This window comes from Streptomyces maremycinicus (genome assembly GCF_001184025.1).
Classification (GTDB): Bacteria; Actinomycetota; Actinomycetes; order Streptomycetales; family Streptomycetaceae; genus Streptomyces; species Streptomyces maremycinicus.
In genome coordinates this window covers 165,825-187,848 of the sequence record NZ_BBYG01000013.1, presented here as the reverse complement: position 1 = coordinate 187,848, position 22,024 = coordinate 165,825, and the positions used below count along the sequence as shown (strand labels likewise).

At 72.6% G+C, this 22,024-nt stretch carries 17 protein-coding genes; 10 read left to right on the top strand and 7 right to left on the bottom strand.

The features are described from left to right. Nucleotides 1-11 precede the first annotated feature (11 nt). Genes AOQ37_RS16510 through AOQ37_RS16500 form a run of 3 tightly spaced genes read right to left on the bottom strand, consistent with a single transcriptional unit; the run spans nucleotide 12 to nucleotide 2,627 of the window. The gene (locus AOQ37_RS16510; protein WP_199825027.1) at nucleotides 12-800 is read right to left on the bottom strand and encodes an energy-coupling factor ABC transporter ATP-binding protein; all 789 of its coding nucleotides are present in this window, start codon (nucleotides 798-800) and stop codon (nucleotides 12-14) included. After that, nucleotides 788-1,549: a cobalt ECF transporter T component CbiQ gene (gene cbiQ, locus AOQ37_RS16505; protein ID WP_062645292.1), complete on the bottom strand. Its 762-nt coding sequence runs from the start codon at nucleotides 1,547-1,549 to the stop codon at nucleotides 788-790. Before cbiQ ends, AOQ37_RS16510 begins: the two co-directional genes overlap by 13 nt. 4 nt (nucleotides 1,550-1,553) lie before the next feature. Then, nucleotides 1,554-2,627, bottom strand: a complete 1,074-nt coding sequence (locus tag AOQ37_RS16500; protein WP_062645291.1) for an energy-coupling factor ABC transporter permease — start codon at nucleotides 2,625-2,627, stop codon at nucleotides 1,554-1,556. Nucleotides 2,628-2,923: 296 nt separating this feature from the next. Here AOQ37_RS16500 and AOQ37_RS16495 point away from each other — a divergent pair, with 296 nt between their 5' ends. Further along, nucleotides 2,924-3,280: an SsgA family sporulation/cell division regulator gene (locus AOQ37_RS16495; RefSeq protein ID WP_062645290.1), complete on the top strand. Its 357-nt coding sequence runs from the start codon at nucleotides 2,924-2,926 to the stop codon at nucleotides 3,278-3,280. Nucleotides 3,281-3,298: 18 nt separating this feature from the next. On the opposite strand, the gene AOQ37_RS16490 is transcribed toward AOQ37_RS16495, so the two are convergent. From AOQ37_RS16490 to AOQ37_RS16475, 4 genes are all read right to left on the bottom strand, one after another. Then, the gene (locus tag AOQ37_RS16490) at nucleotides 3,299-4,978 is read right to left on the bottom strand and encodes a penicillin-binding transpeptidase domain-containing protein (RefSeq protein WP_062645289.1); all 1,680 of its coding nucleotides are present in this window, start codon (nucleotides 4,976-4,978) and stop codon (nucleotides 3,299-3,301) included. A gap of 142 nt (nucleotides 4,979-5,120) precedes the next feature. Continuing rightward, nucleotides 5,121-6,758: a penicillin-binding transpeptidase domain-containing protein gene (locus AOQ37_RS16485; RefSeq protein ID WP_062645288.1), complete on the bottom strand. Its 1,638-nt coding sequence runs from the start codon at nucleotides 6,756-6,758 to the stop codon at nucleotides 5,121-5,123. Nucleotides 6,759-6,997: 239 nt separating this feature from the next. Next, entirely contained in the window at nucleotides 6,998-8,170 is a 1,173-nt protein-coding gene (locus AOQ37_RS16480; protein ID WP_062645287.1) for a N(5)-(carboxyethyl)ornithine synthase, read from the bottom strand. A 209-nt stretch (nucleotides 8,171-8,379) separates the two neighbouring features. Then, nucleotides 8,380-10,131 (bottom strand): dolichyl-phosphate-mannose--protein mannosyltransferase, encoded by a 1,752-nt coding sequence (locus tag AOQ37_RS16475; protein ID WP_062645286.1) that lies wholly within the window; start codon nucleotides 10,129-10,131, stop codon nucleotides 8,380-8,382. A gap of 62 nt (nucleotides 10,132-10,193) precedes the next feature. On the opposite strand from AOQ37_RS16475, the gene rsmI reads away from it, so the two are divergent. The 9 genes from rsmI to AOQ37_RS16430 all read left to right on the top strand — a co-directional run bounded on the left by rsmI (nucleotide 10,194) and on the right by AOQ37_RS16430 (nucleotide 21,968). Further along, nucleotides 10,194-11,054 (top strand): 16S rRNA (cytidine(1402)-2'-O)-methyltransferase, encoded by an 861-nt coding sequence (gene rsmI / locus AOQ37_RS16470; protein ID WP_062645285.1) that lies wholly within the window; start codon nucleotides 10,194-10,196, stop codon nucleotides 11,052-11,054. 325 nt (nucleotides 11,055-11,379) lie between these two features. Continuing rightward, nucleotides 11,380-11,796, top strand: a complete 417-nt coding sequence (locus tag AOQ37_RS16465) for a hypothetical protein (protein WP_062645284.1) — start codon at nucleotides 11,380-11,382, stop codon at nucleotides 11,794-11,796. A gap of 156 nt (nucleotides 11,797-11,952) precedes the next feature. After that, nucleotides 11,953-12,843 carry a TatD family hydrolase gene (locus AOQ37_RS16460; protein ID WP_062645283.1) on the top strand — a complete coding sequence of 297 codons (891 nt, stop codon included), beginning with the start codon at nucleotides 11,953-11,955 and terminating at the stop codon, nucleotides 12,841-12,843. A gap of 114 nt (nucleotides 12,844-12,957) precedes the next feature. Beyond that, nucleotides 12,958-14,472 (top strand): resuscitation-promoting factor, encoded by a 1,515-nt coding sequence (locus tag AOQ37_RS16455; RefSeq protein ID WP_062645282.1) that lies wholly within the window; start codon nucleotides 12,958-12,960, stop codon nucleotides 14,470-14,472. A gap of 114 nt (nucleotides 14,473-14,586) precedes the next feature. After that, complete coding sequence (gene rsmA, locus AOQ37_RS16450; RefSeq protein ID WP_062645281.1) at nucleotides 14,587-15,513, top strand: 16S rRNA (adenine(1518)-N(6)/adenine(1519)-N(6))-dimethyltransferase RsmA; 927 nt, start codon at nucleotides 14,587-14,589, stop codon at nucleotides 15,511-15,513. After that, the gene (locus tag AOQ37_RS16445; protein ID WP_062645280.1) at nucleotides 15,510-16,415 is read left to right on the top strand and encodes a 4-(cytidine 5'-diphospho)-2-C-methyl-D-erythritol kinase; all 906 of its coding nucleotides are present in this window, start codon (nucleotides 15,510-15,512) and stop codon (nucleotides 16,413-16,415) included. Before rsmA ends, AOQ37_RS16445 begins: the two co-directional genes overlap by 4 nt. Before the next feature lie 64 nt (nucleotides 16,416-16,479). Continuing rightward, a complete protein-coding gene (locus AOQ37_RS16440; RefSeq protein ID WP_078890214.1) occupies nucleotides 16,480-17,823 on the top strand; it encodes a HEAT repeat domain-containing protein in 1,344 nt (447 codons plus the stop codon). Nucleotides 17,824-18,156: 333 nt separating this feature from the next. Beyond that, the gene (locus AOQ37_RS16435) at nucleotides 18,157-19,965 is read left to right on the top strand and encodes an ABC-F family ATP-binding cassette domain-containing protein (protein ID WP_062645278.1); all 1,809 of its coding nucleotides are present in this window, start codon (nucleotides 18,157-18,159) and stop codon (nucleotides 19,963-19,965) included. 191 nt (nucleotides 19,966-20,156) lie between these two features. Then, nucleotides 20,157-21,968: an outer membrane protein assembly factor BamB family protein gene (locus AOQ37_RS16430; protein ID WP_062645277.1), complete on the top strand. Its 1,812-nt coding sequence runs from the start codon at nucleotides 20,157-20,159 to the stop codon at nucleotides 21,966-21,968. The last annotated feature ends 56 nt before the right edge of the window (nucleotides 21,969-22,024 follow it).

Sequence of the window (22,024 nt, the reverse complement as noted above, 5' to 3'; positions counted from 1 at the left end):
GCGCCCGTTGTTCACGCGCCCATTGTTGCGGAGCGCGGGTCGAACCCGAAGGGCAACTCCAGGCGGTGCGCGCGCATGAGGGCGTCGTCGGCGAGCAGATCGCCGGTCCGGCCGTCCGCGGCGATCACGCCCTCGCTGAGGATCAGGGCACGCGGGCACAGCTCCAGGGCGTACGGCAGGTCGTGCGTGACCATGAGCACGGTGACGTCCAACGAGCGCAGGATGTCCGCCAGTTCACGGCGTGAGGCGGGGTCGAGGTTGGAGGACGGCTCGTCCAGGACGAGGATCTCCGGCTCCATCGCGAGCACCGTGGCGACGGCCACCCGGCGCCGCTGACCGAACGACAGGTGGTGCGGCGGACGGTTCTTGAACTCCGCCATGCCGACCTGCTCCAGGGCGTGGTCGACCCGCGCCTCCAGAGCGGCCCCCTTCAGTCCGGCGGCGGCCGGCCCGAACGCCACGTCCTCACGGACCGTCGGCATGAACAACTGGTCGTCCGGGTCCTGGAAGACGATGCCCACCTTGCGGCGGATCTCGGCTATGTGCTGCTTGCCGACGGGCAGTCCGGCCACCGTCACGCTGCCCGCGCCGCCGGTGAGGATGCCGTTGAGGTGCAGCACGAGGGTCGTCTTGCCGGCGCCGTTGGGGCCGAGCAGCGCGACCCGTTCGCCGCGCGCGACGCGGAAGTCCACGCCGAACAGGGCCTGGTGGCCGTCGGGGTAGGCGAAGGCCAGACCGGCCACCTCGAGGGAGGGCGAGGGCGTCACGGAAGGCGTCACAGCGTCAGTCACAAGGACCATCCCAACACGCATACCAGGAGGGCGGCGAACGGGAGGGCCAGCGCGTACGACCACTGCGCCCGGGACGCGGTCACCTCGTCGATCACCGGCACGGAACCGGCGTACCCCCGGCTGATCATGGCCAGATGCACCCGCTCGCCGCGTTCGTAGGAGCGGATGAACAGCGCGCCCGCCGACTTCGCGAGCACCCCCCAGTGCCGGAGGCCACGCGCCTCGAACCCGCGCGACTCCCGGGCGACGCGCATGCGCCGCATCTCGTCCGTGATGACGTCGCCGTAGCGGATCATGAAGGACGCGATCTGCACGAGCAGCGGGGGCAGCCGCAGCCGCTGGAGGCCGAGGAGCAGCTCACGCAGCTCCGTGGTGGACGCCAGCAGTACGGAGGCGGCGACGCCCAGGGTGCCCTTCGCGAGGACGTTCCAGGCGCCCCACAGGCCGTTGACGCTGAGGGACAGGCCGAGCACGTCCACCCGCTCGCCCTCCGCCACGAACGGCATCAGCACCGCGAACGCGACGAACGGCACTTCGATCAGCAGCCGTTTGAGCAGGAAACCGGCGGGCACGCGCGCGTGCCGTGCGACGAGCCCCAGCAGGACCGCGTACAGGCCGAACGCCCACATCGCCTCCCGCGGTGTCGACACCACGACCACCACGAAGGCGAGGACGGCGGCGAGCTTGGTGTGTGGCGGCAGGCCGTGCACGGGCGAGTGCCCGTGCCGGTAGAGCCGGTGTGCGTGTCCCGCGCCCATGACGTCAGACGTTCTCTACGGCCGTCGGTGACACGTCGTCGCCCGTGCGGCGCCTGCGCACCGCCCAGAACACCGCGCTGCCCGCGACGACGGTCGTGCCGACGCCGATGACGCCCGCGAGGCCGCCGGACAGACGGGCGTTCGTCACGTCCTTGACGCCGTAGTCGGCGAGCGGCGAGTCGGAGGACGCGTGCTCCTCGGTCTTCTTGTCGATGCCCTTGTCGGCGGCGACCTTCTCCAGGCCGTCGGGGTTCGCGGAGGCGTAGAAGCTGACGAAGCCGGCCAGGACGAGGGAGGTGACCAGACCCGTCACCCACAGCGTGCGGCGCGAGGTGCGCGCCGCCACGGGAGCCGTGCGCGCGCCGGCCGGTGTCCCGTCGGCCGCCGGGGCGTCGACGAGTTCGCCGTGCACCCGCAGCCGGAGCTTCTGCCGCAGATCGCGCGCGCCGTGGACGAGGTCCGGACGTACGGCGACGACGGCGCCCACGGTCAGCGCGGTGATCACGGCCTCGCCGATGCCGATCAGCACGTGCACGCCGATCATCGCGGTCGCCACCTTGCCGATCGCCACGTCGGTGGTGCCGCCGATCCAGTAGATGAGGGTGAAGGCGACGGCGGCGGCGGGCACCGACAGCACGGCGGCGACGAAGGACGCGACCGTGATGGACCGGCGGCCGCGCGGCAGCACCTTCACGAGGCCGCGGAAGACGGCGTACGACACGACGGTCGTCACGATCGCCATGTCGGTGATGTTCACGCCGAGGGCGGTCAGACCGCCGTCGGCGAAGAGGATGCCCTGCATCAGCAGGACCACGGACACGCACAGGACCCCTGTGTAGGGGCCCACGAGTATCGCGGCGAGCGCGCCGCCGAGCAGATGGCCGCTGGTCCCCGCCGCGACGGGGAAGTTCAGCATCTGCACGGCGAAGATGAACGCCGCCACCAGGCCGGCCAGCGGCGCGGTCCGGTCGTCGAGCTCGCGGCGCGCGCCGCGCAGGCTCACGGCGATGGCGCCGGCGGCGACGACTCCGGTCACGGCGGAGGTCGGGGCGTTGATGAATCCGTCGGGTACGTGCACCCGACGATGATAGTGGCTTAATGCGAACGATTCGCAAGAGCGAGAGCCTTGTGCTTTCGGAGCCGCGGCGGATTCACGGCGGATTCACGGCGGATTAACGACGGAGCCGCGGTCGATCCATGGCCGGGACCGCGCCGGAGCCGCGGTCGATCCACGGCCGGGACCGCGCCGGACCCGTGTATCGCACAAGTGAGATATACCTGCGCGAAGGAGCGCAATCCGCAAAATATGCGACATTGGAAGGGGAGTGGACGCACAGCTTCCGCACAGGTCACGCTGCGTGAGAGGGTCGGCCGATGTCCGTAGTCGAACAGTACGCGCGAGCCCACATCGTCACCGACGCCGACCAGGCCGAGGAAGGACGCACGGCGGTACCCGTCGTCCTGCGCTATGACCCCGAGGACCCCCGCTCGGTCCGCGTCGGACTCCCCGACCGGCGCGAGTGGACGTTCTCCCGCGACCTCCTCGAACAGGGACTGCGCGCCCCGACCGGTACCGGCGAGGTACGGGTGTGGCCGTGCGGGCGCGTCCAGGCCGTCGTGGAGTTCCACTCCCCGCACGGGGTGTCGGTCGTCCAGTTCGAGTCGAAGACGCTGCTGCGGTTCCTGCGCCGCACCTACATGGCCACGGCGCAGCAACCCGTCACGCACTGACCGGCGCGGGCCCGGGCCTCAGTCGCCCAGACGCAGCAGTGCCGCCACGATCGGCCCGGCCGTGTCGCCGCCGTGGCCGCCCGCCTGGACGACGCCCGCGGCCGCCAGGTCGCCGCGGTAGGCGGTGAACCAGCCGTTCGGCTTCTCCTGGTTGTCGACCTCGGCCGAGCCCGTCTTCGCGCCGTAATCGGGCCCCAGACCGGACATCGCCTCGGCCGCGGTGCCGGCCGCAGCGGTGTAGTTCATCAGCTCCCGCAGCTGGGACAGCGTGGACGACGACATCGTGCGCGAGGCCTTCGCCAGCGTGCGGCCGTCCACCGACGGGGCGACCAGATACGGCTGGTGGAAGGCGCCCGCCTTCACGGTGGACGCGACCGACGCCATGTTCAGCGGGTTCATCCGGACCCCGCCCTGGCCGATCAGGGACGCCGCCATCTGCGCCGCCGACTGCACCGGCACCGAGCCGTCGAAGGACGGCACGCCGATCGCCCAGTTGTTCATCGACAGGCCGAAGACCTGCTGCGCCTGCTTGGTCAGGCTGTCGTTGTCCAGCTCGGGCGCCTGGCTGATGAAGGCGGTGTTGCACGAGCGCGCGAAGCTCGCCTTGAACGAGCCGCCGTCGATCTCGAAGTCGTCGTCGTTGTGGAACTTCCAGCCGCCGTAGGTGAACGTCTTCGGGCAGGGGTGCACCTTGTCCGCCGACGCCAGGTCCTTCTCGATGAGGAGCGACGAGGTGATGACCTTCATCGTGGAGCCGGGCGCGAGCGAGCCGTTGAACGCCGTGTTGAAGCCGTGCCCGGCGTTGGCCACCGCGAGGATCTCGCCCGTGGAGGGGCGCATCACGACGACCGACGACTTCGCGGTCTTCGCCACCTGCTGCTCGGCGGCCGCCTGGAGGGTCGGGCTCAGCGTGGTCCGCACGGTGCCCGGAGTGCCCTTGCTCAGCTCCAGCAGTGTCTTGTCGGAGGCCTTCTTCGCCTTGGACGCCTTGCCGCGGACGATCTGGAGCTCCACGCCGGCCTTGCCGCCCGCCTTCTTGCCGTACTTCTCCCGCAGTCCGTCCAGGACGGGCTCCAGGGAGGGGTACTCGGCGGCGGTCAGCTCGCCGCCCGCGCTGTCGAGGGCCTTGACCGGCGGGGTGCCGGACTCGCCGGTGACGAGCCGGTCGCCGTCCTGGAGACCCGGGTGGACGACGGACGCGTGCCAGTCGACCTGCGCCTTGCCGTTCTTCGGGTTGCGGACGACGGTGAGGGCGCTGTCGTAGGCGAGCGCCTTGCTGACGCCCTTGTACTTCACCGTCCCCTTCACGGAGAACGGGACCTTGGTGCCGCCCGCCTTGCCGGCGGTGAGGGTGACGCCCGTGACATGGGCGTCCTTGGTCCAGCCGGTGAGCAGGGCGGTGGCGGCCGCGGAGTCGTCCGTGACGGCGGCCGCTCCGGACACCTTGCCCTGCTGCCAGGCCTTCAGGAACCGGGTGGCCGTGCTCTTCGCCTCGGCCGCCGACGGCGCGTCGGCCCTCACCCGGGGCACCTGATTGCCGTTGACCGCCGCGGCCGCCCCCTCGTCGGCGGCCGCTCCGCCGCCGTACAGCGCGTAGGCGCCGATGCCCGCCCCACCGACCACGACGGCGATCATGCCGCCGGCCACGGCGGGCCGCCGCTTGCCGCGCCGCTCTTCGACACGCCTTCTCTTGCCCACTGCCAGATCCTCCGGATCCCCAGGGGCCGCCCCCCAGCCCCGCTGCCCTCGTTGCCCTCACTGACCCCAACGACGGCTACCACCCTAGAGTCCCGTCCTGTGCGGTGACGTCACGTGTGACGTCGACCACCGTCCGTACGGCTCATCCCGCCCGCAGCACTCCCGCGACGATCGGGCCGGACGCGTCGACGCCGTGACCGCCGTCCTGGGTCATCGCGGCGGCCGCCACATCGCCCCGGTACCCCGTGAACCAGCTGTCGGACCTGTTCTGCCCGTCGACCTCGGCGGAACCGGTCTTCGCGCCGATCCGGCCGCTCAGCCCCGCCATCACCTCGGCCGCGGTGCCGCTGGTCGCGGTGCGGTTCATCATGGAACGCAGTTGCTGCACGGTGCCCGACGACAGACCACGCGCGCGTGCCGGTTCGCGGCCGTCGAGGTCGAGCGGCACGATCACCGGCTGCCGGAAGGTGCCCGTCATCGCGGTCGCCGTGACCGACGCCATGTTCAGGGGGTTCATCTGGACCTGGCCCTGACCGATCAGGGCTGCCGCGGTGTCCGGGCCGCCGGCGGCCGGGACGGAGCCGTCGAAGGACGGGATGCCGGTCTGCCAGTCGAGGCCGATCCCGAAGCGGTCCCGGGCCTCGTTCGTCAGCGAGTCGACCTCGACCTCGTCCGCGAACTTCACGAACGCCGTGTTGCAGGACCGGGAGAAGCTCTCGGCGAGGGTCGCGCTCTCGTTCGGCTTCATGCCGGTGATGTTGTGGAAGGTCTGGCTCTCGGAGACGGCCGAGGCCGGACAGGGCGCGGGGCCGTTCGCCGTGGTCAGCCCGTTGTCGATGAGGGTGGCCGCGCTGACGATCTTCATCGTCGAGCCGGGCGCGACCTCCCCCAGGAACGCGGCGTTCCAGCCGTCCGCGCGGTTGTTGGCGACCGCCAGCACCTCGCCCGTGCTCGGCTTGACGGCCACCACCGAGGACTCGGCGTACTTCTGCACCGCCTTCTCCGCGGCCGCCTGCACCTCCGCGCTGAGGGTGGTGGGCACCTTGCCGGTCCTGCCCTCCGCGAGGGTCAGCAGCGGGGTGTCGGCGGTGTCCGGGGTGGCGTGTCTGATCGCCAGCTCGACACCGGCCGTCCCGCCCGCCTTGTCCCCGTACTTGGCGCGCAGCTGGTCCAGGATCGGCCCCAGGGAGGGGTACTTCTCCTTCGTGAGCACCTTGCCGTCCCGGTCCACGGCCTCGATCGACGGCGCCGCCGAGGAGCCCGTGACCAGGGTGTCGTCCATGGACTTCAGCTGGGGGTGGACGACCGACGGCTGCCAGTCCACCAGCGCCTTGCCGGTGGTGAGACCACGAACGACCGTCAGCTCGCTCTTGTAGGTGAGCGGCTTGGACTTCCCCTCGTACGACACGGTGGCCTTGACCGTGAACGGCACGCTGTCGCCCACCGCCGCGCCCGGGGTGATCTTCACGCCGGTGATGTGCGCCGCCTGGCCGTAGGAGGTCAGCAGGGGCTCGGCCTTCGCCGCGTTGTTGGTGAGAGCGGCGGCCGCCACGGCCTGCCCCTTCTCCCAGGCCGCGAAGAACCGGGTGTACGTGTCCTTCACCTCGGACCCGCTGGGCGGCCCGGTCTTCACGACCGCCGGCTCGCCGCCCGCCGACCCGTCGGCCCCGCTCCCGCTCCCGTTCAGCGCGTTCACGAGGTTGAAGGCGCCGTAACCGGCCCCGCCCACCATCACCGCGAAGACCGAGCCGATCACCGCTGTCTTGGCCCCCTTGCGCATCCCCACGCCCTCCCCGTCGTCCCCGTTGTCCCCGTCAGTGTCCCCGTGAGTCTTTCTGAACGCGTTCAGAAAGTTCTCCTCGGGCTCACAGTAAGCGGTAGCGGTGGCGTGTGGGGCGAGAGTTTCCGCAATCGTTAGGCCTATGTATCCGGCCACATACGTGAACACGGGTCGCCGACCGGGACCGCGACGCGCGCCGCGCGAGGTCCGCGCGGGCCCGGCCGGGCCGGATCGCCGGGCTAGTCCCCCGAGCCGGGCGCGGCCGCCCGTACCTCGGGGGCGTGCGGGTAGGCGGCCGACCGGTGCTGGAAGGAGAGGATCTTCGGGTTCTGGACGACGCCGTCGCGGATCTCGATGGCCTTGCGGACCGTGATGTCGGCGTCCCAGGCCGCCGGACCGCTCATGACCTTCCGCAGGTACGGCAGGAGCGCCTCGCTGATCTCCCAGGTGGCGGAGTTCCACAGGTGGGACGGGCTGTGGTCCACCGCGTAGTAGTGGCAGCCCGGGCCCACCGCGGGCATCGGGTCGCCGAACGTGGTCGGACGCGCCCACGCGAAGCCCATGCCCTCGTCACAGGCGACGTCGACGAAGAAGGTCCCCGGCCGGAACAGGGCGAGTTCCTCGTCGGTGACGAACATGAGCGGCGCGTCGGTGTCCTGGAGCACGCAGTTGACGATGATGTCGAAACCGGCCAGGTACTCCGCCAGCGGCACGGCGCCGGCCGCGGTGACGGCCCGCAGGCGCGACGGATCGTCCTCCCGCTCCTCGAAGTGGGCCATCACGACCGAGGGCATCGGCGAGGCGACCGCCGCGGCGGCGCGCTGGGTGAGCACCGTGACGTCGGTGACCCCCATGGCGCCCAGACCCGTGACCGCGCCGCGCGCCGTGGCGCCGAAGCTGATCACCACCGCGCGCAGCCGGCGCCCGTAGCTGCCGGTCAGCCCGCCCAGCTGGAGGGCGTGCAGCACCGAGCAGTAACCGGCCAGCTCGTTGTTCTTGTGGAACACGTGGACGCTGAAGGCGCCCGTGGAGGTCCAGTGGTTCATGGCCTCCCAGGCGATCAGGGTCAGCCGCCGGTCGATGCCTAGCTGGGTCGTCTTCTCGTCCTGCACGCAGTGCGGCCAGCCCCACAGGACCTGGCCCTCGCGCAGTTCGGCGATGTCGTCGTGCGTCGGTTTCGGCAGCAGCGCGATGTCGCACTCGGCGATGAGCCGCTCGCGCGAGCGCAGGCCCGCCACGAGTGGTCGCAGCGCGTCGTCGGCGACGCCGAACCGTTCGCCGTAGCCGTGTTCGAGGAAGATCCGCTCGCGAATGTCCGGGGCGATCCGGTCGAGGTGGCGCGGGTGCAGCGGGAGGCGGAACTCGTTCTCCTTGCGGGAGGACGCGAGTACTCCGAGAGTCATCAGGCTCATGTGGGGCGGCTCATTTCCGACCGGGCACGAGGTGCTCCGGCATTGCCGTTCCCCGAGGGCGACGCCGAAACGGCTGACGGCGTGCGAAGTGCGCTCGGTACGGCCACCGTACTCCCGACCCCGACCCCGACCCCGACCCCGACCCCGACCCCGACCCTGCCCCCGACCAAGGCCCGGGTCCCGAACCCGCACCCGGCCCGGGGTCGGGCCTACACCCAGGTGTCGAGCCACATCCGTGAGCGCCAGTCGTCGATGGGGATGGCCTGGCCCGTGTACAGGGGCCAGAAATAGATGAAGTTCCAGGCGATGAGCAGGACCAGGACGCCCGCGCCGGTGGCGCCCGCCACGCGGCGGGTGTCGCCGGAGCCCGGTGGCCCGACGAGCGCGCCGATCATCATCGCCAGCGCCAGGCACAGGAAGGGCAGGAAGACGACCGCGTAGAAGAGGAAGATCGTGCGTTCCTGGTACAGGAACCACGGCAGATAGCCGGCCACGATGCCGCAGACGATCGCGCCGGCCCGCCAGTCACGGCGGAAGAGCCAGCGCCACAGGACGTAGGCGATCGCGAAGCAGGCCGCCCACCACAGCAGCGGGGTGCCGATGGCCAGCACCTCGCGGGCGCACTTCTCGCCCGCGTCCGTCGGGCAGCCGTCCTTGCCCGGAGCGGGGGACTCGTAGAAGTACGAGACCGGGCGGCCGAGGACGAGCCAGCTCCACGGGTTCGACTGGTACGTGTGCGGCGAGGTGAGGTGGGTGTGGAACTCGTAGACCTCGTGCTCGTAGTGCCACAGGCTGCGCCACCAGTCGGGGAACAGCCAGGTCCAGTTGCCGCCCTTGCCGTCGGTGGCCGCCCAGTTGCGGTAGTAGCCGCCCTTGCCGTCGGTGGCGGACAGGATCCAGCCCGTCCACGACACCAGGTAGGTGACCAGCGCGACCGGGACCGTGGCCAGGAACGCGAAACCCGTGTCGTGCTTCAGGACCGCCAGGTACGGGCGGCGGGCGCCCGCCACCTTGCGCGAGCCGACGTCCCACAACACCGTCATCAGGCAGAACGCGACCAGGATGTACAGGCCGTTCCACTTGGTGCCGATGGCCAGGCCCAGCATCAGGCCCGCGCCCCAGCGCCAGGGGCGCGGCCCGAGGCGGGTCGTCTCCGCGATGTGCGGGTCGGGGCGGTGGCGGCCGTCCGCGTCGAGCGGCAGCGCGGCGGCGAGTCTCTCGCGCGCCTTGTCCCGGTCGACCACCAGGCAGCCGAACGCCGCCAGCACGAAGAACATCAGCACACCGTCGAGCAGCGAGGTGCGGCTCATCACGAAGGCCAGCCCGTCGACCGCCATGAGCGCGCCCGCCAGGCAGCCCAGGAAGGTGGAGCGGAAGATCCGGCGGCCGATCCGGCACAGCAGCAGGACGCTGAGCGTGCCGAGCACCGCCGTCATGAACCGCCAGCCGAACGGATCGAACCCGAAGATCAGTTCGCCCAGGCCGATCACGTACTTGCCGACCGGCGGATGCACCACGTACGCCGCGTCCGTCGGGATCGTGACGTGCCCGCCGGAGGAGAGGATGACGTCGTTGGCGTTCTTGTCCCAGTTGACCTCGAACCCGCGGTGGACGACCGCCCACGCGTCCTTCGCGTAGTACGTCTCGTCGAATATCACCGCCTTGGGGCTGCCCAGATGCCAGAACCGGAGCACCCCCGCCAGCAGCGTGACCAGCAGCGGACCGGCCCAGGACGACCAGCGCGCGATCCGGTCCGCCCACACCGGCGGGAGCCCCACCGCCTGCCACAACCGGGGGCCGGGCTGCGCGAACGGCGGCACCAGCCGCTCCCGGACGTCGGCGGACGACTCCGCGCTGTATCCGAAACGGCGCAGCCGTTGCTGCCACGACGGCCGCTGGTCGGGCGGCGCCTGGCCCTGCCGGTAGTCCGTGGAGTCCATGGAGGACGCGGTACTGGTCACCGCGCCATCGTAGGGAACAGGTCTGTGTGAGTCCCGTGCACCGGCCCTGCGAGGATGGAAACGTGACAGCTACGCCCGGAATCCTCGTTCTCGCCGGTACTCCCATCGGTGACGTCTCCGACGCCCCGCCCCGTCTCGCCGAGGAGCTGACCGGCGCCGACGTGATCGCCGCCGAGGACACGCGCCGGCTGCGGCGGCTGACCCAGGCGCTGGGAGTGACGCCCAAGGGACGGGTCGTGTCCTACTTCGAGGGCAACGAGTCCGCCCGCACCCCCGAGCTGGTCGCGGACCTGGTGGGCGGCGCGCGGGTGCTGCTCGTCACCGACGCCGGGATGCCGTCGGTCTCCGACCCCGGGTACCGGCTGGTCGCCGCGGCCGTCGAGCAGGACATCCGGGTCACCGCCGTCCCCGGGCCGTCCGCGGTGCTCACCGCGCTGGCCCTGTCCGGGCTGCCCGTCGACCGGTTCTGCTTCGAGGGGTTCCTGCCGAGGAAGGCGGGGGAGCGGCTGTCCCGGCTGCGGGAGGTCGCGGAGGAACGCAGGACCCTCGTGTACTTCGAGGCCCCGCACCGGCTCGACGACACCCTCGCCGCGATGGCCGAGGTGTTCGGCGCGGACCGGCGGGCCGCCGTGTGCCGGGAGCTGACCAAGACGTACGAGGAGGTGAAGCGCGGCCCGCTCGGCGAACTGGCGCAGTGGGCGGCCGAGGGCGTGCGGGGCGAGATCACCGTCGTCGTCACCGGCGCGCCCGAGCGCGGGCCCGAGGAACTCGACGCGACCGAGCTGGTGCGCCGGGTGCGGGTGCGCGAGGAGGCGGGCGAGCGCCGCAAGGAGGCCATCGCGGCGGTGGCGGCGGAGGCCGGGCTGCCCAAGCGGGAGGTGTTCGACGCGGTGGTGGCGGCGAAGAACGCCGGGGCGCTGTGACGGACGCCGGGCGCCGGGCCGTGTGACGGTCGCCGGGGCGCTGTGACGGTCCTCGGACGCCGGGAAGCCGGGCGTTGTCACGGTCGTCGGCGGGTGTCTGTGACGGGTGTGGCCCGGGTGCTGTGAAGGGGCTCACACCCCCTCTGAGCAGGGCGCATGTCGTCTGAGCGTGCGCCCCATGCGCGGGCAAAGGGTGCCGGGCGTTGTGGCAAGGGACGCCCAAATCGGCTTCAACAGTGCACAGGTCGAGTGCATTCGCTCCGGGCGGGGCGTCCACTGGGTGACGGGGCTTCAGCAGCCCCACCGGCGGACCACAGGAGCGGTCATGAGTGAGACCACAGGGCGGACCGGCCTCCGCGGCGGCGCGAGCGCCGTCGTCGACGAGTCGTACTCCTTCGCCTGCATGCGCTGCGGGCACGGCTGGGAGCAGGCCTACGAGATAGAGCACCACACCGACGCCGACGGCCACGAGTTCGTCCTCTACGTGGCGGACGGGCGGGTCGTTCCGTCGCCGCTGAGCCGTCCCGCGTGCCAGAACTGCGACGGGCACGTCGTGCGCATCATGCGGGCGGGACAGGTCTCGTCGGTGCAGAGTGCCTCCGCGGCCGGCCGGCGCGCCGTGCCCACGGCGGCCCGGCCGGCGGGGACGGCGGCCGGGGAACGGTCCGGGGACCGGCCCGCGGGGCAGCACCACCACTGGCACCTCTCGGATCTGCTGCATCCGTTCCGCAAGGCCGGCTGACGTCCGGCGACGTCCGGCCGAGGGCCGGCTGACGTCCGGCCGAGGGTCTGACGTCCGGCCGAGGGTCTGACGTCCGGCCGAGGGCGGCGCCCCGGACGCGTCCCGCCCGGCACACGGCCGTGTCCCGGGCCTCGGGACCTTCCGTAGGATCGGGGCATGCCTTCGAACGCCGACAAGAGCGCCGACAAGAACGCCGCGCCGCCGCTTCCGGCACCCCTCGGGGTGCCGGTCGCCGACTCCCACACCCACCTCGACATGCAGTCGGGCACGGTGGAGGAGGCCCTCGCGAAAGCGGCGTCGGTCGGCGTGACGACGGTCGTCCAGGTCGGCTGCGACGTGCGGGGGTCCCGGTGGGCGGCCGAGACGGCGGCGGCGCACGCCGCGGTCCACGCCGCGGTCGCCCTGCACCCCAACGAGGCGCCGCGCATCGTGCACGGCGACCCCGACGGCTGGTCGCGGCAGGGCGCGCGGACGCCTGGCGGCGCGCGGGCGCTCGACGAGGCGCTCGCCGAGATCGACCGCCTGGCCGCGCTTCCTCACGTCAAGGGGGTCGGCGAGACCGGACTCGACCACTTCCGCACCGGGCCCGAGGGCAAGGACGCCCAGGAGAGCTCGTTCCGCGCCCACATCGAGATGGCCAAGCGGCACGGCAAGGCGCTGGTCATCCACGACCGCGACGCCCACGCCGACGTGCTGCGCGTGCTGAAGGAGGAGGGCGCCCCCGAGCGCACCGTCTTCCACTGCTACTCCGGCGACGCCGAGATGGCCGAGATCTGCGCCCGCGCCGGGTACTTCATGTCCTTCGCCGGCAACGTCACCTTCAAGAACGCCCAGAACCTCCGGGACGCCGTCGCCGTGGCCCCGCTGGAGCTGCTCCTGGTGGAGACCGACGCCCCCTTCCTGACCCCGGCGCCCTACCGCGGACGGCCCAACGCGCCGTATCTGATCCCGGTCACGGTGCGCGCCATGGCCGCCGTCCGGGGCATCGACGAGGACACCCTGGCCACCGCCCTCGCCGCCAACACCGCACGCGCGTTCGGTTACTGAGCGCGTCCGACACCCGTCGAACACAACTCTCGGTAGCCGTGCCACTTTGGAGAGTGACGGTCGCTCCGCTAGGTTCTGGGGGCCCGATCCGGACCCCTCCCCTGGAGTGTCGGCGTGAGCAACGCGCAGTACTTCGAGTCCGAGCCGTACGGCGGTGGCGGGTCGTACGTCGACCTGCACAACGCCGAGACGATCGCGTACGGCGTGTACGCGGCACCCGGGACGTACGACGACACCTACCGCCCCGCGTACGAGACGTACGAGACGTACGAGGCGCCGCCGGGCCCCCAGGCACCGCCCGGCCCCCGGCGGACGCACGGGCCCCACGAGTCGGTCCAGCCCCCCGAGACCCTCCAGCTCCCCGAGCCGGTCCCGTTCGCCGACCCGGTGCGGCTCACCGGAGCATCCCCGTACGCCGAGACGGTCCTGCTCCCCGGCCCGCTGCCGACCCGGCCGGCGCCGCTGCCGCGGCAGGGCGTGGGGGAGGACGGGGGGCGGGCCGCGCGCCGGCGCCGGACGCGCTCCGCCGAGCGTCCGGAGTCCACGATCCGCCGTCTGGTCCCGCAGGCCCTCGTCGTCGCGTTCCTGGCCGGCGGCACCACCGCCTTCGTCGCCGAGGACAAGGCGGTCGAGCTGACCGTCGACGGCAAGCCGCGCACGCTGCACACCTTCGCCGACGACGTGACCGAACTCCTCGCGGAGGAAGGTGTGCGGGTGGGTGCCCACGACGTGGTGGCACCCGCCCCCGACACCGCCCTCACCAGCGGCGACGAGATCACGGTGCACTACGGGCGGCCCGTGCGGCTCACCCTGGACGGACAGCGGCACGAGGTCTGGACGACGGCGCACACCGTGCGGGAGGCACTCGAACAGTTCGGCGTGCGCGCGGAGGGCGCCTACCTGTCCGTGCCGCACTCGCGGCCGATCGGCCGCGCGGGGCTCGCGCTCGACGTGCGCACCGAGCGCTCCGTCACGGTCATGGCCGACGGCCGGGCCCGCACCGTCCGCACCAACGCGGCGACCGTGCGCGAGGTGGTGGCGGCGGCCGGGATCACCCTGCGCGGCCAGGACACCACGTCCGTCGCGCCCGGCAGCTTCCCGCGCGACGGGCAGACGGTCACCGTGCTGCGGATCACCGGCTCCAAGGAGGTGCGTGAGGAGGCGATCCCGTTCGACGTGCGCCGCACCGACGACCCCTCGCTGTTCAAGGGCACGGAGGTGGTGGAGCGGGCCGGACAGCCCGGACTGCGCCGGATCACGTACTCCCTGCGCACCGTGAACGGCGTCCGCCAGACACCGCGGCGCATCCGCGACGAGATCGTGCGCGAACCGCGCGCTCAGGTGGTGAAGGTCGGCACGAAGCCGCGGCCGGCCTCCGTGCGGGGCGCCGACGGCCTGGACTGGCAGGGCCTCGCGGTCTGCGAGTCGGGCGGCCGGCCGAACGCGGTCGACCCCTCGGGCACCTACGGAGGGCTCTACCAGTTCGACACCCGCACCTGGCAGAGCCTCGGCGGCAGCGGACGGCCGCAGGACGCCCCGGCGGCGGAACAGACGCTCCGCGCGAAGAAGCTGTACGTGCGACGCGGGGCGAGTCCCTGGCCGCACTGCGGGACGCGCCTGCACGGGTGAGGCCTGCCGCACCGGGCGGATGAGAGGTGCGGCCGGGCGGGTGAGAGGTGCGGCGCCGGGCGGGTGACAGGTGCGGCGGCGGGCGGTGTCCGTGCGCCCCCGTACCCTTGTCCCGTGAGTACCAGCCCCGCCCCCGACGCCCTCCTGGGCCCCGCCGACATCCGTGAGCTGGCGGCCGTCCTCGGCGTGCGGCCCACCAAGCAGCGCGGCCAGAACTTCGTGATCGACGCGAACACGGTCCGCCGGATCGTCCGCACCGCGGAGGTCCGGCCCGACGACGTGGTCCTCGAGGTCGGCCCCGGGCTCGGCTCCCTCACCCTGGCGCTGCTGGAGACCGCCGACCGGGTCACGGCCGTCGAGATCGACGACGTCCTGGCCGGCGCCCTGCCCGCGACCGTCGCGGCGCGCATGCCGCAGCGCGCCGAGCGCTTCGCGCTGGTGCACTCGGACGCGATGCAGGTCACCGAGCTGCCCGGCCCCGCCCCGACCGCGCTGGTCGCGAACCTGCCGTACAACGTGGCCGTGCCCGTGCTGCTGCACATGCTGGAGACCTTCCCGAGCATCGAGCGCACCCTGGTCATGGTCCAGTCGGAGGTCGCCGACCGGCTCGCCGCCGGGCCCGGTTCGAAGGTGTACGGCGTGCCGTCCGTCAAGGCCAACTGGTACGCCGAGGTCAAGCGGGCCGGCGCCATCGGGCGCAAGGTGTTCTGGCCCGCGCCGAACGTGGACAGCGGACTGGTGTCGCTGGTGCGGCGGACCGAGCCGATCGCGACCACGGCCTCGCGGCGCGAGGTGTTCGCCGTCGTCGACGCCGCGTTCGCCCAGCGGCGCAAGACCCTGCGGGCCGCGCTCGCCGGATGGGCGGGCTCCGCGGCGCGGGCGGAGGAGGCCCTCGTGGCGGCCGGCGTCTCGCCGCAGGCGCGCGGTGAGTCCCTCACGGTCGAGGAGTTCGCCCGCATCGCCGAGAACAAGCAGCCCGAACAGCCCGAACAGCCCGAACAGCCCGGGGAGTCCGGGCGGCGCGAGGAGTCTTCCGAGTGAGTGTCACCGTGCGGGTGCCCGCGAAGGTCAATGTGCAGCTCGCGGTGGGCGCCGCCCGCGCCGACGGCTTCCACGACCTGGCGAACGTCTTCCTCGCGGTCGGTCTGTACGACGAGGTCACCGTGACTCCGGCCGACGGACTCCGGGTCACCTGCGCGGGCCCGGACGCCCACCAGGTCCCTCTGGACCGTACGAACCTGGCGGCCCGGGCCGCGATCGCGCTGGCCGAGCGGCACGGCCGTACGCCCGACGTGCACCTGCACATCGCCAAGGACATCCCCGTCGCCGGGGGCATGGCGGGCGGCAGCGCGGACGGCGCGGGCGCGCTGCTGGCCTGCGACGCGCTGTGGGGCACCGGCGCCACCCGTGACGAACTCCTGGAGATCTGCGCCGAGTTGGGCAGCGATGTGCCGTTCAGCCTGGTCGGCGGGGCGGCTCTCGGCACCGGCCGCGGCGAGAAGCTGACGGCCCTGGAGACCGGCGGCACCTTCCACTGGGTGTTCGCGATGGCCGAACGGGGGCTCTCGACCCCGTCGGTGTTCCGGGAGTTCGACCGGCTGGCGCAGGGCCGGGACATCCCCGAGCCGGTGGCCTCCCAGCCCCTCCTCGACGCCCTGGCCGACGGTGACCCCGACGCCCTCGCGGCCACCGTGTCCAACGACCTCCAGCCCGCCGCGCTGTCGCTGTTCCCCGAACTGGCCGACACCCTCGCCGCGGGCCACGCGGCCGGCGCCCTCGCCACGCTCGTCTCGGGCTCGGGCCCGACCACCGCCTTCCTCGCCCGCGACACCGCCGCCGCGGCGAAGATCGCGGAGGCGCTGCGCACGTCGGGCACCTGCCGGAGCGTGCGGGTGGCCGCGGGACCGGCACCGGGCGCGACGGTGATCGGGGACCGGCCGTAACACGGCTGCCGCGGGCGGCCCGCGCCCTCCGGGCTCCCCCGGCCGGCCGCATCAGGAAACCGGCATGGGAGGCGGGCGTATGGGGGCGGCGGAACTGGTCGCGGCCGTTCGGCGGGGTGACGCGGAGGCCGTGCACGCGCTGCTGGACGTCGGGGAGGATCCGAACGCCCGCGACCCGGCCGACGGCGTCCCCCTGCTCTGCGTGGCCGTCGCGGCCTACGACGAACCGGTCGCCGAGGAGCTGATCAGGGCCGGCGCCGACGCGTTGCGGCCGGTGGGCGAGGCGCCGGGAGGGGACCCCGGGCTGCCCGGCGGCGACAGCGCGCTGACCCGGGCGGTGGACGGCGGCTGCTCCTGGATGGCCGGCAGGCTGCTCCCCGAGGTCGTACGCCTCGACGCCGGCGTGCGGGCCGACCTGCTGGCACGCGCGCGGTACTGGGCCGGGGCGGACCTCGGGACCGAACTGCGGCGCAGGACCGGAGCCGCCGGGCCGGTCGAGCGCGGAACGGTGCGGGTCGAGACCTGGAGCACCCGGCACGAGCGGTACTCGCTCGGCGGGCAGACCGTGTGGGACGGCCACCTGGGCGTCCTCTCCGTGCTGGAGGAGCGCTTCCGGATCCGCACGCCGTTCGACGAGCTGCTCGCGCGGGCCCTCACCCGCCCGGACCGGGACCACGGCGTCTGGTCCGACTCCGTCGTCCTCCTCGCCGCCCGGCGGGACGAGGAGACCTGGAGCGCCGCCCGGGTGCTGAGCGGGCATCCCGACCGGCTGTGCCGGCTCTTCGCGGCGGACGTGCTGCGGTGCCTCGTCATCGGGTTCGGCGGCATGTTCTCGCGGCCGGGCCCCGTGGTCGACAAGCCCGCGCCCGAGGTGTTCCTGCCCTGGGCCCTGGAGGAGCCGGACCCCGAGGTGCTCGCCCTGGTGCTGGCCGGGCTGGGCGAGGAGGGTGACGCCGACGGCGAGGGGGAGATCATCGAGCCCGTCGGTCTGTCGTACGCGGGGCATCCCGACCCGAGGGTACGGCTGGAGGTGCCCGGCACCCTGCGACCGGAACCCGCGCGTGCGCGCGTGCGGCGCGAGAAGCTCGACATCCTGTACACGCTGGCGCGCGACCCCGACCCCCGGGTGCGCGAGCGGGCGGCCCGCTGGCTGGCGCACTGCCCCGCACAGGCGCCCGGCGTCACCGACGTGCTCGCCGGACTGCTCGGCGACGAGCTGCGGGACACCCGGGTGCACGCGGCGTACGGGCTCGCGCAGCGCGACGATCCGCGCTGTGTGGCCGCCGAGCGCGGGCTGCGGCCCCTCGACGTCGACGGCTGGGCGGACGGCGTCCTCGTGCGGGCGATGTGGCGCTACGAGGAACGCCACCCGGAAGCCCGCGAGCGGGATCATCCCCAACCGGGGTGACGATCCCGCCCCGCCCCGCACGACCCCGCCCGCCCGAGAGGCCCTCCCGCCCCGCTCCCGCCCCCGCCGGACCCGGCGTGCGCGGGGTGGTGTCCGCCCCGCGCGCAACCGTTCGCCGCTCGGCGGGAGTCGGCGGGAGTCGGCGCCCGGACGCCCGTGGCCGGGGGCGTGCGCTGCCGGCGCGCACGACGCCGGGGGACGGCGCGCACGGCGTTCGCACGCGCTTGCGGAAGCCACGGACGCCTCTGGGACCGCGAAAGAAGCCGGGCACCCGGGGGTGTCCGTCGTGCCGACTACCCTGGAGGGTCGAGCATCCCCCGTGGCAGGAGAGAAATGGCCGTCAATCTGGTCAATGTCGAGAACGTCAGCAAGGTGTACGGGACCCGTGCGCTCCTCGACGGCATCTCGCTCGGCGTGTCCGAAGGGGACCGGATCGGTGTCGTCGGCCGCAACGGCGACGGGAAGACCACGCTGATCCGGATGCTCGCCAAGCTGGAGGAGACCGACTCCGGCCGGGTCACGCACTCCGGCGGGGTGCGCATGGGCGTCCTCACCCAGCACGACTCGCTCGACTCGACCGCGACCGTCCGGCACGAGGTCATCCGGGACATGGCCGACCACGAGTGGGCGGGCAACGCCAAGGTCCGGGACGTGCTGACGGGACTGTTCGGCGGGCTCGACCTGCCCGGGTTCCCGCAGGGGCTGGACACCGTCATCGGCCCGCTCTCCGGCGGTGAGCGCCGCCGGATCGCGCTCGCCAAGCTGCTGATCGAGGAGCAGGACCTGATCGTCCTGGACGAGCCGACCAACCACCTCGACGTCGAGGGCATCTCCTGGCTGGCCCGGCACCTGCGCGAGCGCCGCTCCGCGCTCGTGTGCGTCACCCACGACCGCTGGTTCCTCGACCAGGTCTGCACCCGCATGTGGGACGTGCAGCGCGGCGCCGTCCACGAGTACGAGGGCGGCTACTCCGACTACGTCTTCGCGCGCGCCGAGCGTGAGCGCATCGCCGCGACCGAGGAGGTCAAGCGGCAGAACCTGGTCCGCAAGGAGCTGGCCTGGCTGCGCCGCGGCGCACCCGCGCGGACGTCCAAGCCGCGGTTCCGCGTGGAGGCCGCCAACGAGCTCATCAAGGACGTGCCCCCGCCCCGCGACAGCAGCGAACTGATGAAGTTCGCGTCCTCCCGCCTCGGCCGGACGGTCTTCGACCTGGAGGACGTCACCGTCCAGGCCGGTCCCAAGGTGCTGCTCGAGCACATCACCTGGCACCTCGGCCCCGGTGACCGCGTCGGCCTCGTCGGTGTCAACGGCGCCGGCAAGACCTCGCTGCTGCGGGCCCTGGCCGAGGCCGCCCGCACCGAGGGCGAGGCGCAGCCGGTGGCCGGCCGGATCGTCGTCGGCAAGACCGTCAAGCTCGCCTACCTCTCCCAGGAGGTCGCCGAACTCGACCCCGCCCTGCGGGTCCTGGAGGCCGTGCAGCAGGTGCGCGAGCGCGTCGACCTGGGCAAGGGACGGGAGATGACCGCCGGGCAGCTCTGCGAGACGTTCGGCTTCAACAAGGACAAGCAGTGGACGCCGGTCGGGGACCTGTCGGGCGGTGAGCGCCGCCGCCTCCAGATCCTGCGCCTGCTGATGGACGAGCCCAACGTCCTCTTCCTGGACGAGCCCACCAACGACCTCGACATCGAGACCCTCACCCAGCTCGAGGACCTCCTCGACGGCTGGCCCGGCTCGATGATCGTCATCTCCCACGACCGTTTCTTCGTCGAGCGGACCACCGACCGGGTCTTCGCCCTCCTCGGCGACGCCGCCCTGCGGATGCTCCCGCGCGGCATCGACGAGTACATCGAGCGCCGGCGCCGGATGGAGGAGACCGCGGCGGCCTCGGCCCCGGCGGCCGCCACGACCAAGGCCGCGCCCGAGCGGAGCGCCGCCGACCAGCGCGCCGCCAAGAAGGAACTCCAGAAGATCGAGCGGCAGTTGGACAAGGTCTCCGAGAAGGAGGCCAAGCTGCACGGCCGGATCGCCGACCACGCCACCGACTTCGCGAAGGTCGCCGAACTCGACGCCGAGCTGCGGCAACTGGTGGGCGAGCGCGAGGAACTGGAGCTGCGGTGGCTGGAACTCGCCGAGGACGCGTGAAGGGCGCGTGAAGGCGCATAACGACGGCGTCACGGGCCGGTCCTCCCTTGGGAACAGGGGTGGACGGGCCCCGGGGGCCGTCCGTCACGGGTGATAGAAAGAGCCGTCTGAGAACTTTCTGAAGACGGCTCCGGGCGGGTCACTGACCTGGGGGCGTGGCTAAAAACCAGTGACATAGGGGGAACACGCTGATGGCTACGCCGCCGGATCAGCCGCCGCAGCACGGTGGTTTCGGAGCACCGCAGGACCAGCCGCAGGCACCGCACCAGCCGCAGGCACCACAGCCGCCGCAGGGCGGCTTCGGCGCGCCCCAGATGCCGCCGCAGCCGCCGCAGGGCCCGCCCGCCCAGCCGCCGCAGCCGGGCTACGGGTATCCGCAGCAACAGCCGCAGCAGCCGGGTCCGTACGGGCATCCGCCGCAGGCAGGACCCTACGGTCAGCCGCAGCAGCCGGGACCCTACGGTCAGCCGGGGCCGTACGGCCAGCCGGCCGGGCCCTACGGGCAGCAGCCGGGCTACGGCTACCCGCAGCCGCCCCAGTTCCCCGGCGCGCCCGGTACCCCGCCCGGCGGGCGCAACCCCTTCAAGGGGCGGCCCGCGCTGGTGGTCGGGGCCGCGGTGGCGGCGCTGCTGGTGATCGGCGGGACCGTGTTCGCGGTCACGGGCGGCGACGACGAGGGCGGCAAGAAGCCGGTCGCCGGTCCGAGCGACGACGGCAAGGCCTCGTCGAGCGGCGCACCGGTCAACCCCGGTGACGGCAGCGGCGACGGCGGCGAGGACACCGAGGACTTCAACGCGGACCGCAAGGCGGGCGAAGCGAAGGTGCTCTGGTACAAGGAGGCGCCCGACGCGCCCGCCTCCGGTGCCGAGGCCCCCGGCATGTGGATCACCTCCAAGACGGCCGTGAAGGCGGCCTACAAGGAGGTCGTCGCGTACAACGTCGGTGACGGCAAGCCCACCTGGGACACCATCGCCCTGCCGCAGAAGATCTGCGCGGTCACCCCGCAGAAGACGGCCGACGACAAGGTCGTCGTGGCGTACATGAGCGGCACCAGCGACCGCGCCAAGTGCAACCAGCTCCAGCAGATCGACCTCGACACCGGCGCCAAGGGCTGGAAGGGCGTGGTCGCGGACGGCGCGCTGTTCGACAGCGCCATCAGCATCGAGCTGTCGCTGGCCGGCAACACCCTGATGGTGGGCCGCTCGCAGTTCGGCACGGCGTACGACGTGCGCACCGGCAAGAAGTTGTACGACAAGCAGAAGTACGGCGACGCGTGCTTCCCGACGGCCTTCGCGGGCGGGACCCGGCTGATCTCGGTGGCGTCCTGCGACGCGACCGAGGCCAACGAGCACGACGAGATCCAGGAACTGGACCCGGCGACCGGCAAGGTCAAGTGGAGCCAGAAGTTCGACAAGGGCTGGTCGGTCGCGAAGACGTACTCCGTCGACCCGCTGGTGGTCTACAGCACCAACGAGGACAAGAACAGCTGGAACATCGCGACGTTCAAGCCGGACGGCGGCTACCGCTCCCAGGTCGGCTTCGACGAGGACTTCGCGCCCGAATGCGACTCCGGCTTCCTCCAGCGCAATCTGACGGGCTGCACGGGCACCGCCTCCGACGCGAACACGCTCTACCTGCCGACCGAGTCGACCACCGGTCCCAACGAGATCGTGGCGATCGACCTCTCCACCGGCAAGGAGAAGTGGCGCGTGAAGTCCCCGACCGACGAGGCGATGCTGCCCGTGAAGGTCGAGGGCGGCAACCTCGTCGCGTACGTGGAGCCGTCGTACGACGCGGCCGGCCGGGTGGTGGGCATCCCGACGGCCGGGACCGCCCACACGCCGAAGACGCTGATGCAACTGCCCGAGAGCACCGCCGAGATCGAGGACAGCTTCTACTCGCGCGACCTCGCCTGGGTCGACGGGCGCCTCTACCTCTCCTCCACCCGGCTGACGGGCAACGACGACACGAAGGAGAAGCTGATGCTCGCCTACGGCAAGTGAGGCGACCCACCGCCTTCCCCGCCCCGTCGTCGTCCCCGTCCGCCGCCCGAGCTCTC

Bases quoted from the DNA above. Each gene is read 5' to 3' on its own strand.
- cbiQ (WP_062645292.1), bottom strand. From the start codon at position 1,549: ATGGGCGCGGGACACGCACACCGGCTCTACCGGCACGGGCACTCGCCC.
- AOQ37_RS16430 (WP_062645277.1), top strand. From the start codon at position 20,157: ATGGCTACGCCGCCGGATCAGCCGCCGCAGCACGGTGGTTTCGGAGCA.
- AOQ37_RS16485 (WP_062645288.1), bottom strand. From the start codon at position 6,758: ATGCGCAAGGGGGCCAAGACAGCGGTGATCGGCTCGGTCTTCGCGGTG.
- AOQ37_RS16480 (WP_062645287.1), bottom strand. From the start codon at position 8,170: ATGAGCCTGATGACTCTCGGAGTACTCGCGTCCTCCCGCAAGGAGAAC.
- AOQ37_RS16435 (WP_062645278.1), top strand. From the start codon at position 18,157: ATGGCCGTCAATCTGGTCAATGTCGAGAACGTCAGCAAGGTGTACGGG.
- AOQ37_RS16510 (WP_199825027.1), bottom strand. From the start codon at position 800: ATGGTCCTTGTGACTGACGCTGTGACGCCTTCCGTGACGCCCTCGCCC.
- AOQ37_RS16460 (WP_062645283.1), top strand. From the start codon at position 11,953: ATGCCTTCGAACGCCGACAAGAGCGCCGACAAGAACGCCGCGCCGCCG.
- AOQ37_RS16465 (WP_062645284.1), top strand. From the start codon at position 11,380: ATGAGTGAGACCACAGGGCGGACCGGCCTCCGCGGCGGCGCGAGCGCC.
- AOQ37_RS16440 (WP_078890214.1), top strand. From the start codon at position 16,480: ATGGGAGGCGGGCGTATGGGGGCGGCGGAACTGGTCGCGGCCGTTCGG.
- AOQ37_RS16495 (WP_062645290.1), top strand. From the start codon at position 2,924: ATGTCCGTAGTCGAACAGTACGCGCGAGCCCACATCGTCACCGACGCC.